The organism is Pseudomonas sp. Kh14 (genome assembly GCF_900291005.1).
Taxonomy (GTDB): domain Bacteria; phylum Pseudomonadota; class Gammaproteobacteria; order Pseudomonadales; family Pseudomonadaceae; genus Aquipseudomonas; species Aquipseudomonas alloputida.
Map to the genome: position 1 here is coordinate 1 of NZ_OLKJ01000003.1, position 13,422 is coordinate 13,422.

Here is a 13,422-nt window from a genome sequence, read left to right on the forward strand (position 1 = left end):
GGCATCAGCTCGGCGGTAGACGCCACTGGTGCGACCTTCGAGAACCTGCAACTGGGCGGCAACGCTTCGGTTCAAGTGACCGACACCACCGACGAAGTGGTGGCCAAGTTGACCGCGACCCCGTCGGTGACCGAAGGCGGCGAGATCACCTACACCATCACGCTGACCAACAAAGACGGTCTGCCGATCGACAAGCATGCGGCGCTGACCTTTACCCTGGACGATGGCAAAACCACCATCACCATCCCGGCTAACGGTACAACCGGCACTGCCACCGTCGCTGCCCCGGACAACGTCTACGTCGGTAGCAACGACCCTGTGATCAAATCGATCGCAACCGTTGAAGGTGCGGATGTCGGCAAGTTCGAGCAACTGACCCTCGACAAGACCCCGGTCAGCACGTCGGTCACCGACGAGCCGGGCACCCCANATGTCGGCAAGTTCGAGCAACTGACCCTCGACAAGACCCCGGTCAGCACGTCGGTCACCGACGAGCCGGGCACCCCAGGCAACGAAGGCGACCTGGTCAAGGTCACCATCACGGCCGACCAGACTTCGGTGGCCGAGAACGTCAAACCGACCTTCACCGTGCACGTCAACCAGCCGCTGGCCCACGACCTGGTCGTGACCCTGAGCAACAATGCCCAGGTCACCATCAAGGCCGGCGAAACCAGCGCGCCGTACACCCACGACGCACAGGGCGATGACGTCTACAACGATGCTGGCCAGATCAGCCTTGGTATCAATTCGGCGGTAGACGCCACCGGCGCAACGTTCGAGAACCTGCAGCTGGGCGGTGCGGCTACTGTCCAAGTGACCGACACCACCGACGAAGTAGTGGCCAAGCTGACCGCGACCCCGTCGGTCACCGAAGGCGGCGAGATCACTTACACCATCACGCTGACCAACAAAGATGGTCTGCCGATCAACAACCACAGTGCATTGACCTTCACGCTGAGCGACGGCAAAACCGTCATAACCGTGCCGGCCAATGGCACCGTGGGCACTGCCACCGTGGCTGCCCCGGACAACGTCTACGTCGGTACCAACGACTCTGTGATCAAATCGATCGCAACCGTTGAAGGTGCGGATGTCGGCAAGTTCGAGCAGCTGACACTGGACAAGACCCCGGTAAGCACCGCCGTGACCGACGAACCCGGTACGGGAACTCCGGGCACCGGCAACCAGGGTGATGTCACTACCGTCGGTATTACCGGCACGACTTCTCTGACCGAGGGTGAAACCGGCCAGTACACCCTGACGCTGAGCAACGCGGCCAAGTCCGAAGTCACTATCACCCTTAGCTACAGCGGTACCGCCAATAACGGTGAGGACTTCACCGGTATCGCGACGGTGAAGATTCCGGCCAACAGCACAGGCACGACCTTCAACATCGCTACCCTCAACGACAAACTGGTCGAAGGTACCGAGAACTTCGTCGTGAAGATCGAAACCGCCACGGGTGGTAACTTCGAGAATCTGCAGGTCGATAGCAGCAAATCGAGCGTGACGACCACCATTCTCGACAATGACCACCTGCCGGTTTCGCCTGGCGGCGCGGTATTTGGCGTGGAGGACACCGATTACGTGTTTGCCTGGAGTGATTTCAAAGTCACTGATGCCGATGGCAACACTGATCTATCCGTGACCATTACCTCGCTCCCGGCCGCCGGCAACTTGCAGTTCTTCAACGGTACTGCATGGGTAAATGTGGCCGTTGGCCAGGTGGTCAGCCAGGCTGATATCACTGCCAAGAACCTGAAGTTCGTCCCGGCCCTCAACCAGTCGGGTGCGGACAACTACGGTGGTAATGGCGTGGGTAACCAGAAGGCTGACTACGCCCAGTTCAAGTTCAAGCCGAACGATGGCACCAACCTGGGCAGCGAAGTGACCATGAAGGTCGATATCAGCCCGGTTGCCGATAAACCGACCCTGAGCTTCGGCAGCGCCGATATCGAGTCCAAAGGGCTGACCAAGGAAGTCTGGGCCAGCCTCAAAGGCCTGGGTACTGGCGGCAACGGCATTACCGGCGAGGATCTGAAGACGGTCTTTGCCAACTCCGGCAGCGCGAACTCCAGCAGCACCACGACCAACGTGCAGTCCGATGGCAGCGTCACCGCTGGCACTGGTTCGAAAACGTCGGGCCTGATCTACCTGGAAGCCGGCAAGGTCTATACCTTCAGCGGTTCGGCCGACGACAGCTTCGTGGTCACCATCGGTGGCAAGACTGTAGTCACGGCCACCTGGGGAGCCGGTGGCGGGGTTTCGGGTACCTTTACCCCGAATACCAGCGGCTACTACCCGATCGAGGTCTACCATGCCAACCAGTCCGGCCCAGGCAGCTATGACCTGAACATCCAGGTAGGCTCCGGTACCGTTACCGACCTGAGCAGCTCGAACGTCAAGATGTACCAGAACGTTACCGAGATGGCGAACGCAGGCCTGGGTGTGTCCGACCTGCACACCGTGAATGGTCAGAGCTACTACGACGGCTACAAGCTCAACGAAGGGCCTGAGGGTGGTTCGGTGAAACTGGTCGGTATTTCCACCGCCCTGACCGACACCGACGGCTCTGAAAGCCTGAACGTGACACTCAGCGGTATCCCGAAAGGTACCGTGTTGAGCGATGGTGCAGGCCACACGGTCACGGTCGGTACTGCCCCGGTCGATGTGACAGGCTGGAAACTCAGCAGCCTGACGCTGACCCCGCCGGCCTATTACAAAGGCTCGTTCGACATCACGGTCACCTCGACTTCCACGGAAAGCCTGGGCGGCTCGGCCATCACCACCGGCAAAATCCCGGTGACGGTGTACGCTGCGACCTACAAGGCCAGTGTGGGTACCTCGGGCAATGACACGATGACCGGTAGTGAAGGCAACGACATCATCGTCGCTGACGTATCCGGGCTGAACGTGGTTCAGGGCAAGAACTACAACATCGCCTTCATGGTCGACAGCTCGGGCAGTATGAGCGACAAGTCGATTGCCGACGCCAAGACGCAGTTGGCCTCGGTGTTCAACACGCTCAAGGCCAGCCTGGGCTCGGACACTTCGGGTACCGTAAACATCTTCCTGGTCGACTTCGATACCCACGTAAACAAGAACGTGGCAGTGAACCTTGCCGACCCGGATGCTTTGAGCAAGTTGCAAGCGGTATTGAACTCGATGGTGGGCGGCTACTACGGTGGCGGTACCAACTATGAAGACGCGTTCAAGACCACGTCCAACTTCTTCAACAGCACCATGGCCACCAGCAACAAAGGTGCGGAGAACCTGACTTACTTCATTACCGACGGTAAGCCAACCTATTATCAGAGCGATGAGTCCACCAACCCTAGCCTGTGGAAGAATGGCAAGAGCCTGGATGATGTAGTCAACGTCAACAACTACAAGATGGGTGACACGTTCAGTGCCTGGGCCGACGCGACTCACAAGGTCGAGATCAGCAGCAATGGGGTGGTCAAAGTGCTGACCTATACCGAGAACCGCCGAGGTGAGTTGGTGCTTGACTCCACCAAGACGGTCGGCACCCTTCATGCGCAAGGTGATGGAACCTATGAGCTCTCCAGCCTGGGCGGTACCGGCTACGCGGATTACTGGAACTTCGTCTACTCGGCCGCAGGTTCTACTGAAAGTTTCGCAGTATTGGGCGGCACCAATGGCTTGAGCAAAGTCCAGGCTATCGGCCTGAACAGCGATGTCACGCTGAACGATCTGAAACCGTACGACAGTGCCGGCAAGCCACAGACCAATATCGACCCGTCCGATTTGGCCAAGGCGATTCTCGGTCACTCCGAAGCAACGGTGCCAGGTGCCGACACCATTGATAGTGGTAATGGCAACGACATCATCTTCGGTGACCTGATCACCCTCAACGGTGTCGTCAGCGAGGGCTACCAGGCCCTGCAGACGTACGTTGCACAGAAGAGCGGTGTTGAAGTCAGTGCGGTAACCACCAGCAATGTTCACCAGTACGTCACCGAGCACTACACCGAGTTCGATATCTCCGGTGCCAAAGACGGCAATGACATCCTGTCGGGCGGCAATGGCAATGACATCCTCTTCGGCCAAGGTGGCAGCGACACGCTCGATGGTGGCAAAGGTAACGACATCCTGCTGGGCGGTACTGGCAATGACACCCTGATCGGTGGCCAGGGCGACGATATCCTGATCGGTGGCAGCGGTGCCGACACCTTCGTATGGAAGGCTGGCGATATCGGTAACGACGTGATCAAGGACTTCAACAAGGCCGAGGGTGACCGTATCGACCTGAAGGACCTGCTGCAGGGCGAGAAGGGCAGCACCATCGACAACTACCTGAAGCTCACCACGGTGGAGGGTACGACCACGTTGCAAGTCAGCAGCGAAGGCAAGCTCAACGCCGAAGGTGGTATCGCCAACGCCGACGTGACCATCAAGCTGGAAGGCGTCAACTGGTCCAACCAGACGATCAACTCGTTGATCAGCGGTGCCGATCCGACCATCATCATCCACAACAAGGACAGCTGACAGACCACCGGGGCCGCACAGCGGCCCCGGCTCTTTCCTGCCACCCGCCAACAGCGCATACTCTGGCGCCGGGCCTGCGCGCCCGGCGATCTTTGCCTATGCTGCTGTCTACCAACAAGGAAACAACGTGACGAGGGACATCGCCATGTTCTACGTGCAACGCAACGCCGCCGGCCAGTTGCTGCGGGTGGAAGCAGCCGCGTTTGATCAGTTCACCGAAATGCTCCCTTCAGACCATGCCGATATCCAGGAATGGTTTGCCGATGATGTCGTGGAAAACAGCCTCAACCAGCTCAAACAAAGCGACCTGGACATGATCCGCGTGCTTGAGGACCTGATCGACGTGCTGACCGCCAAGGGCGTGTTCAAGATCACCGACCTGCCCGCCGGTGCGCAGGCCAAGCTGCTCAACCGTTCCACGGCGCGCAAGGCGCTCAGCAGCCTCAACAACCTGATTGACGAAGAAGAGCAGGGCGGGCTGATCTGACTGCAGGCGGTCCCCGCCGCAGGACAGTTATATGGTTGTACTTCAAGGGAATCTGGTGCTTGCGGCCTTGCCGTCAATCAAGCTGTGTGCCGGGTTGGCGGTGTTGATCCTGATCGGTCTTCTGGCGGAAGGGCTGGTGTTCAATAACCTGGAGGGGTTGACCGTGCTGCGTTGGGAGACGCCGCGTGGATGACCCGCACAAGCACCGAAGCGGTAAATCAAACTTATCAATATACGCCAGCCCCTCGCGCAGGTCCCCGCCACGGAGCAAAAGGTTGAGCTGGTTACATACGTATGCTGAAGCCGTCATCTTCAGAAACATTGAAAATGGATTCTTAAATGCAGCTGTCTAAACTTTATGTGCAAGGATAAGGAAAGATTCATGGCTCTTGCCGGATAACACTTACATTAAATTCGTCGTAATGCATAGAGTCGTGTATGCCAGTCATGTTTTTAATGGTATTTATTGGGGCTTCATTTAGATCGCCTGCCAATTTTTTTATGTGATTAGCATAGGCGGATCTGGACGGTATGCCCGTAACGGTTGTTGTGCCTAAATCGTGTTTGATTGCCATTGCCCACATTGATGCGGCTACAAGGTCTATGTAGTCATTTTGATTTTCTAGCATGCTGTTCTGAATCGAAGTGATTAGCTTTTTATGAGAGTTTATTTGGTTTACGACAGGTTGAAGGTTTGGATATGGCGGGGTGTCAATCGCTTCTGTATTGATCCCTTTTCTTTGTGCGGCAGTCTTTGCTTCGAGGCGGGCCTTCCGTTCATTGTAAGTCTTGAGCTTGTCAGTATCTTTTTTAAGTAATTTTAGTGTGGGGCTAGAGGGACGAGCGCTTTTGTTAGAAACTTTACCGTGCCCGCTCGGGTCCGAGTGGTTTAGTGGGTCATTTTCACAATAAGCGTAGGCATTGAGACCGCCAGCGCCAAAGGGGCTCCAGACATCAGGAGTGAAAAAACGCATTAAAGACGAGCTGAACAATCTGTAACTGCCCAGCAAATAGCAGTTCATCGAGGCTTCGGGCAACTGCCCATTAAATCGCAATCGACCACTGCTCTGAAATCGTTCTTTAGTGTAACCATATGGCGTATAGGCTAGGTTCACTAACGCGTTGGCATTTTTTGTGCAGATGACACTCCCGCTTGAGTCATCACCCGGTAAAATGGCGTAAGGTTCCCTCCCTGGCGGGAGGAGCTGTTCGCTGATGAGCTTTCTGTTGGCACGCAATGCCATCCAGGCTTCGTCTTGCGTCAACAATGTGCACAGCTGTTGGCCTTGATAGAAACGCCTGAGAATCTGGTCGCGACGTGACATTGTTAATCTCCTGTGATTCGGTAGGGCTGTAAAGACAGCATGGATGCAGACGCCATTTCGAACAACTGGTAAAAATACCAGTTTCAATGCGCAGGAGAGTAAAGCTCTTGGTGAGAGTGAATTGCTGCCGAACTTAGATTGTTTGCAGTCTTGTGCTCAAAATATTGAGCAGCTGAAATACGGTAAGATGTAGAGCTAATTTGTAATCCTGTTTACACCTCTTCGTGGGAAAGCCCGCGTCTATAAGAATAGGATCAACTTGTGTAGGCGCGGGTTTACTGGCGAAGAGGCCGGTACAGGCTACAAATTCTGGTACTGAGCTGCCGCATTGCTCAGAATCCTGCCAATCTCTTCCCGCAAGCCGGCAGGCTGCTCTACCACCACCCTGTCCCCATGGCTCAACAGCCACCAGCGTAATGGCCAACCGTCACTTACCGTGCCGCGTAATCGATGCCCATGCTCCAGCGCCGTCAGTTGCATGTCGCTGCTCAACGGCGCATCCCGCAACTGCCGCGCCAGTGCATCGCTGATTCGCGCCACCAGCTCCACGCCCTCACCCTGCGATGGCTGCAATGCATCCCCTCGCAGATGTGTCAGCAAGTCGAAATTGCCGCGCAATTCGCCCACAGCACTGGCCGACCAGTGCCAACCGAACGGAATGCTCTTGTCATTGCGCTCCAGCGGGAATATCAGCGAAAGCTCGTTGAGGTCACGCTCGACAGTGCGTTTGCTGACCGTGAAGCCCACGTCACGCAGGCGCCAGACCAGCTCGGCGCTGGTTATGCCTGGGGAACGGCTGGGCAACTGGCGCAGCAGCGCCCACTGTCGGCTGAGGGTGGCGCGAGTGGTGGCGAACGGCAAAAGATAACGTCCTTGTCTAGGCTTGCCGCAATAGGATGGCGGCATGCGAGGGGCATGGCAATTGGCCACAGCCTGCTCAGATCAAGGAAGTCGCATTTGGTTGCCTCGTGCCGAATCGTTCGCGACAGGTTTTGACGTGACATCACGCAGAATCACGCCTCATCACAGCCGAAGGTTGGGGTTGTGCGTCGTTCAATGAGGATGAACATGTCTGTTGCCAGCAATATCCATTCGCTACTTGCCCGCCTTCTGCCCGAGCGGGTCATCGCCCCTCCTGCCCCGGCAGGAAGGCGACAGCGGCTGTTTTCCGGTGTGGGCTTGCCCAGCCAGCGGTCGCTGCTGGTCAACCGCCTGGATGAGGCCAACGACCTGCAGGCGGTGTATGTCGACCTGCGTCGCCAGGCATTGCAAGGCAGCGTGTCCGCATTGAACGACCTCGGCTGGATCTGGCTCAACGGCAAGTACTGGCGGGCCGATACCGTGCTGGCCGGGCACCTGTTGCGCATGGCGGCCCTGCAGGGCAATGCTGCTGCCTGGTTCAACCTTGGCCAGCAGCACTACTTCGGCAAAGGCATCGACCCTTCCTATGTGCAGGCGGCGGAGTGTTACCGGCAGGCCTTCGACCGCGGCATGCTGCATGCCGCCGCCGCACTGGGTGACCTGTACGAGGAGGAGGTGTGCGACGGTGACCTGGAATGGCAGGTTGACCTGGTGCAAGCCTATCAGTGGTTCTTGCGTGGCGCCGAACAGGGCGAGGCGCGTTGTCGTTTTGAAGTGGGCTACCGGTTGATGCATGGGCTGCACGTAGAGGCCAACCTCAAGGCAGCGCTGTACTGGCTTGAGCTGGCGGCAGCGGCGGGGGTGGTGCAAGCGGCAGAGGAGCTGGCGGTGCATTTCAGCAGCCGTGATGCGGTGCGGTATCAGGAGTGGCGGGACCGGGCGGTGCAGATGGGCAGCACATTGGCCTTGACCATGAAGCTGGAAGACCAGATCCATCCCTGAGTATGTCTCTTCAGTGCTGACTGAAAAATGAACAACATTTAACCCAGGCTATCCGTCGCCCCCTGTTGACGACAGGGGGATGTCGGGGCGTATATTGATAGTTAGCAAACTATGAATATATTTGGTTTTCTTCATGTCCCTTGATTTCCTGCGCCTGCAAGTCAGCAGTGGCCTGGTAGTCGCTGCTCGCCACTGGCGGCGCATCTGTCATACCGCCTTGACCGGCTACGGCATTTCCGAGGCCTGCGCTGCACCGCTGCTGATGATCGTGCGCCTGGGCGACGGCGTGCACCAGGTGGCTGTTGCCCAGGCCGCCGGGCTGGAAAGCCCGTCGCTGGTACGCCTGCTTGACCAATTGTGCAAAGCTGGCCTGGTGTGCCGCAGCGAGGACCCACTGGATCGCCGCGCCAAGGCACTAAGCCTGACCGCCGAAGGCCGTGCCCTGGCCGAAGCCATCGAAGCCGAACTGGTGCGCTTGCGCCGCGATGTGCTCGGCGGTATCGATCAGGCCGACCTGGAAGCTGCCTTGCGCGTGCTTCATGCCTTTGAGGCTGCCGGCCTGGGCAGTGCAGGCGGGGTGGCATGAACGGCTTCTTCAGCTCCGTCCCTCCGGCCCGTGACTGGTTCTACGGCGTGCGCACCTTCGGCGCGTCCATGATTGCCCTGTACATTGCTTTGCTCATGCAGCTGCCGCGCCCCTACTGGGCCATGGCGACGGTGTACATCGTCTCCAGCCCCTTCGTCGGCCCGACCAGCTCCAAGGCGTTGTACCGTGCCGTCGGCACGTTGCTCGGCGCTGGCGGGGCAATCTTCCTGGTGCCGCCGCTGGTGCAGTCACCGTTGCTGCTGAGCATCGCCATTGCCCTGTGGACCGGCACCTTGCTGTTCCTTTCGCTGAACCTGCGCACGGCCAACAATTACGTGCTGATGCTGGCCGGTTATACCCTGCCGATGATTGCCTTGGCTGTGGTGGATAATCCGCTGGCAGTGTTCGATGTGGCTTCTTCTCGCGCGCAGGAAATCTGTTTGGGAATCGTCTGCGCGGCAGTCGTCGGGGCTATCTTCTGGCCACGTCGGCTGGCGCCGGTGGTAGTCGGTGCCACCGGAAACTGGTTCACCGAGGCGATTCGCTACAGCGACACATACCTGGCCCGCGATGCCAGCGCCGACAAGGTCGGCGGTATGCGCGGAGCGATGGTCACCACCTTCAACTCGCTGGAGCTGATGATCGGTCAGCTCGCCCACGAAGGTGCTGGCCCGCATACCCTGAAGAACGCCCGCGAATTGCGCGGGCGGATGATCCATCTGCTGCCGGTGATCGACGCCCTCGGCGACGCACTGGTAGCCCTGGAAGGCCGCGCCCCGGCCCAGTTCGCCCAGCTTCAACCCGTGCTTGAAGCCGCTCGTGAATGGCTCAAAGGCACTGCCGACAGCGCTTCGGTAGCGCACTGGGTTGCGTTGCACGAGCAGATCGGCCGCCTGCAGCCCGCTACAGCCGCCCTCGATCAGCGCGCCGAGCTGCTGTTGTCCAACGCCCTGTACCGCCTGACCGAATGGGCCGACCTGTGGCAGGACTGCTGCACCCTGCAGCACGCCCTGCGTACCGATGATGCCAAGCCTTGGCGTGCGGTGTATCGCCACTGGCGGCTGGGCCGCCTCACAGCGTTTTTCGACCGTGGCCTGATGCTGTACTCGGTAGCCTCCACGGTCCTGGCGATCGTGGTCGCCTGCGGCCTGTGGATCGGCCTGGGCTGGAACGACGGCGCCAGTGCGGTAATCCTCGCGGCAGTTGCGTGCAGCTTCTTCGCCGCCATGGACGACCCGGCACCGCAGATCTACCGGTTCTTTTTCTGGACGCTGATGTCGGTCATCTTCTCCAGTCTGTACCTGTTTTTGGTACTGCCCAACCTGCACGACTTCCCGATGCTGGTACTGGCCTTTGCCGTGCCGTTCATCTGCATAGGTACCCTGACCGTGCAGCCGCGCTTCTACTTGGGCACCTTGCTGACCATCGTCAACACGTCGACCTTCATCAGCATCCAGGGCGCCTACGACGCCGACTTCTTCACCTTCCTCAACTCCAACCTTGCCGGCCCCGCGGGCCTTCTGTTCGCCTTTATCTGGACCCTGGTGATGCGCCCGTTCGGCGTGGAGCTGGCGGCCAAGCGCATGACCCGCTTCGCCTGGCGCGACATCGTCGAAATGACCGAGCCTGCGACCTTGGCCGAACACCGCCAGGTTGGCGTACAGATGCTCGACCGCCTGATGCAGCACCTGCCACGTCTGTCGCAAACCGGCCAGGACAGTGGTGTGGCACTGCGCGACCTGCGCGTGGGGTTGAACCTGCTCGACCTGCTGGCGTACATGCCGCGCGCCGGCCAGCAGGCTCGCGAGCGCCTGAACACTGTGGTCGAGGAAGTCGGTGCGCACTATGCCGCCTGCCTGCGTGCTGGCGAACGCCTGCATGCCCCGGCCGCACTGCTGCGCAACATGGAACGCGCTCGCCTGGCGCTGAACCTGGATGAGCTGTACGAGCGCGGCGATGCCCGCACCCACCTGCTGCATGCCCTGAGCGGCCTGCGCCTGGCGCTACTGCCGGGGGTGGAGGTGATGCTCGAACCCGCCGAACAACCGCAACTGCCCCCCGGGCTCGACGGAGCGCCCTTGTGATTGGTGAACTGGATATCAGCGGGGTGTTCCTGCCCACGCTGCTGGTGATGATGTTTGGCACCTACCTGCTGTTCCTGGGGGTGCACGCGGTGCTGGTGCGCCTGCATTTCTACCGCCTGGTCTGGCACCGGGCGTTATTCAACGTTGCCCTGTATGCCGTGCTGCTCGGCGCGGTGGACCACTTTTGTCGAAACCTGATGCTGCCATGAAAAAACCTTTGCTGACCTTGGGCCGTGTGGTCCTGACCTTGCTGGTAGTGACCTTCGCCGCCGTGCTCGTGTGGCAGATGGTGGTCTACTACATGTTTGCCCCCTGGACCCGTGACGGCCATATCCGCGCTGACGTGATCCAGATCGCCCCCGATGTGTCGGGATTGATCCAGAAGGTCGAGGTGCGCGACAACCAGACCGTCAAACGTGGCGACGTGCTGTTCACCATCGACCAGGACCGCTTCACGCTGGCCCTGCGTCAAGCCAAGGCAACCCTTGGCGAGCGCCAGGAGACCCTGGCCCAGGCTTCCCGCGAAGCACAGCGCAACCGCAAGCTGGGCAACCTGGTGGCCGCCGAGCAACTGGAGGAAAGCCAGTCCCGCGAGGCCCGTGCCCGTTCGGCCGTCAGCGAGGCGCAAGTGGCGGTCGATACCGCCCAGCTCAACCTTGACCGCTCGGTGGTGCGCAGCCCGGTAGACGGCTACCTCAACGACCGCGCGCCGCGTAACCACGAGTTCGTCACCGCTGGCCGCCCGGTGCTTTCGGTGGTCGACAGTGCCTCCTACCACGTCGACGGCTACTTCGAGGAAACCAAGCTGGGGGGTATCCATATTGGTGACGCCGTGGATATCCGCGTGATGGGCGACAATACCCGCCTGCGCGGCCATGTGCAGAGCTTCGCCGCTGGCATCGAAGACCGCGACCGCAGCAGTGGCGCCAACCTGCTGCCCAACGTCAACCCAGCGTTCAGCTGGGTACGCCTGGCCCAGCGCATTCCGGTGCGCATCGCCTTTGACGAAGTGCCGCAAGACTTCCGCATGATCGCCGGGCGTACTGCGACGGTGTCGATCATCGAGGGCCAGCGCCCATGAAACAGCTGATCCTGGCTGGCCTGTGCCTGTCGCTGGGGGCCTGCATGATGGTGGGGCCCGACTATGAGGTGCCTGGGGATGCGGCCGTGCAACGCAATGACCTGAACGGCCCGCTGCGCCAGGATGCCGACAGCGTCGTGTCGGCGCCGGTCCCCGAGGACTGGTGGCAGCTGTATCAGGATCAGCGGCTGAACGAGCTGGTGCGTCAGGCGCTGAGTGCCAACACCGAACTGCGCGTGGCGGCAGCCAACATCGCCAAAGCTCGCGCTCAGGTGGAGGTGGCTGAATCGCAAGGCGGCTTCAACGGTGGCGTCAAACTCGGCGCTCAGCGGTTGCAGGAGTCGGGCGAAGCCTTCCTGCAGCCTGAGAAGGTGCCGGTAGCCAACATCGGTGAGGCCATCATCAGTGCCTCGTACCAGTTCGACCTGTGGGGCACCTTCAAGCGTGGTACCGAGGCTGCCAAGGCAAATGCCGACGCGGTGCAGGCCGCTGCCGACACGGCCCGCATCACGCTTGTGGCGGACGTGGTCAAGGCGTATACCCAGGTGTGCTCGGCCAACGAGGAATACCACATTGCCCGCGAGTCCCTCGATTTGCAGGAGCAAAGCGTGAAACTCAACCAGCGCCTGCGCGATGCTGGGCGTGGCGATGAAACCCAGGTCACCCGCTCGCAGACCCAGTTCAAATCCTTGCGTGCCGAACTGCCACGCTTCAAGGCCGAACGCGAGACGGGCATGTACACCCTGGCCGCGCTGCTGGCCAAGCCGGTCGACCAACTGCCCGCCGGAACCGCCGATTGTGCCGAGTTGCCGCACCTGAACCAGCTGGTTCCTGTGGGCGATGGCGCGGCGCTGCTCAAGCGCCGCCCCGACGTGCGCCAGGCCGAACGCCAGCTGGCTGCCGCCACCGCCTATATTGGCGTGGCTACCGGCGCGTTGTACCCGGACATCAGCATTGGCGCCCAGGTTGGCACCATCGGTATCCTGGAGAACCTTGGCGAGCCTTCGACCAACCGCTGGGGCTTTGGCCCGCAGATCAGCTGGAGCATCCCCACCAACGGCACCCGTGCCCGTATTCGCATGGCCGAGGCCTCGACCCAGGCGGCCCTGGCGCACTTCGATGGCGTGGTGCTGAACGCCATTCGCGAGACCCAGACCCGGCTGGCACAGTACAGCGCCTTGCTCGATCGGCGCGATGCGCTGGCCGAGGCGGAGAAGTCGGCGAAGGAAGCCGCGGACCAGACGCACCGGTATTATCAGGCAGGGCGTGAGTCGTTCCTGGCGGATTTGCAGGCCACGCGGACCTATACCGATATGCGTGCGCAGTTGGCTGCAGCCAATAGTCAAGTGGCGCAGGGACAAATTGCCGTGTTCCTGGCGTTGGGTGGTGGTTGGAAGGGCACCGCCAAGCCCTGATGCGATCCTTGAGGGCTGGTCCTCTATGCCCTCCACTTCATCTGATTTGTAGCAAGATTTTTCATGAAATCT

Annotated in this window: 11 protein-coding genes; 9 read left to right on the top strand and 2 right to left on the bottom strand. The window is 60.1% G+C overall.

What is annotated here, in order from left to right; all coding sequences use genetic code 11:
• From FQ668_RS00070 to FQ668_RS00080, 3 genes are all read left to right on the top strand, one after another.
• The coding region (locus FQ668_RS00070; RefSeq protein ID WP_144179813.1) for an immunoglobulin-like domain-containing protein at window positions 1-4,509 on the top strand (4,509 nt) is incomplete at its 5' end.
• A 145-nt stretch (window positions 4,510-4,654) separates the two neighbouring features.
• Entirely contained in the window at window positions 4,655-4,996 is a 342-nt protein-coding gene (locus FQ668_RS00075) for a hypothetical protein (RefSeq protein ID WP_003255921.1), read from the top strand.
• Between the two features lie 31 nt (window positions 4,997-5,027).
• Entirely contained in the window at window positions 5,028-5,189 is a 162-nt protein-coding gene (locus tag FQ668_RS00080) for a hypothetical protein (RefSeq protein ID WP_019439221.1), read from the top strand.
• A gap of 187 nt (window positions 5,190-5,376) precedes the next feature.
• Here FQ668_RS00080 and FQ668_RS00085 read toward each other — a convergent pair whose 3' ends face one another.
• Both FQ668_RS00085 and FQ668_RS00090 read right to left on the bottom strand, forming a co-directional pair.
• Window positions 5,377-6,321: an RHS repeat-associated core domain-containing protein gene (locus FQ668_RS00085; RefSeq protein WP_019439222.1), complete on the bottom strand. Its 945-nt coding sequence runs from the start codon at window positions 6,319-6,321 to the stop codon at window positions 5,377-5,379.
• Window positions 6,322-6,621: 300 nt separating this feature from the next.
• The gene (locus FQ668_RS00090; protein WP_003255912.1) at window positions 6,622-7,182 is read right to left on the bottom strand and encodes a WYL domain-containing protein; all 561 of its coding nucleotides are present in this window, start codon (window positions 7,180-7,182) and stop codon (window positions 6,622-6,624) included.
• Between the two features lie 207 nt (window positions 7,183-7,389).
• Here FQ668_RS00090 and FQ668_RS00095 point away from each other — a divergent pair, with 207 nt between their 5' ends.
• The 6 genes from FQ668_RS00095 to FQ668_RS00120 all read left to right on the top strand — a co-directional run bounded on the left by FQ668_RS00095 (window position 7,390) and on the right by FQ668_RS00120 (window position 13,350).
• Window positions 7,390-8,184, top strand: coding sequence for a tetratricopeptide repeat protein (locus tag FQ668_RS00095; RefSeq protein ID WP_014589291.1), 795 nt, complete (start codon window positions 7,390-7,392; stop codon window positions 8,182-8,184).
• Between the two features lie 133 nt (window positions 8,185-8,317).
• A complete protein-coding gene (locus FQ668_RS00100; RefSeq protein WP_026031987.1) occupies window positions 8,318-8,770 on the top strand; it encodes a MarR family winged helix-turn-helix transcriptional regulator in 453 nt (150 codons plus the stop codon).
• Window positions 8,767-10,854 (top strand): FUSC family protein, encoded by a 2,088-nt coding sequence (locus FQ668_RS00105; protein ID WP_023389980.1) that lies wholly within the window; start codon window positions 8,767-8,769, stop codon window positions 10,852-10,854. The genes FQ668_RS00100 and FQ668_RS00105 overlap by 4 nt, the downstream gene beginning before the upstream one ends.
• A complete protein-coding gene (locus FQ668_RS00110; RefSeq protein WP_003255905.1) occupies window positions 10,851-11,063 on the top strand; it encodes a DUF1656 domain-containing protein in 213 nt (70 codons plus the stop codon). The genes FQ668_RS00105 and FQ668_RS00110 overlap by 4 nt, the downstream gene beginning before the upstream one ends.
• The gene (locus FQ668_RS00115) at window positions 11,060-11,935 is read left to right on the top strand and encodes an HlyD family secretion protein (RefSeq protein WP_010951565.1); all 876 of its coding nucleotides are present in this window, start codon (window positions 11,060-11,062) and stop codon (window positions 11,933-11,935) included. The genes FQ668_RS00110 and FQ668_RS00115 overlap by 4 nt, the downstream gene beginning before the upstream one ends.
• Window positions 11,932-13,350, top strand: a complete 1,419-nt coding sequence (locus tag FQ668_RS00120) for an efflux transporter outer membrane subunit (RefSeq protein ID WP_010951566.1) — start codon at window positions 11,932-11,934, stop codon at window positions 13,348-13,350. The genes FQ668_RS00115 and FQ668_RS00120 overlap by 4 nt, the downstream gene beginning before the upstream one ends.
• Window positions 13,351-13,422 lie beyond the last annotated feature (72 nt).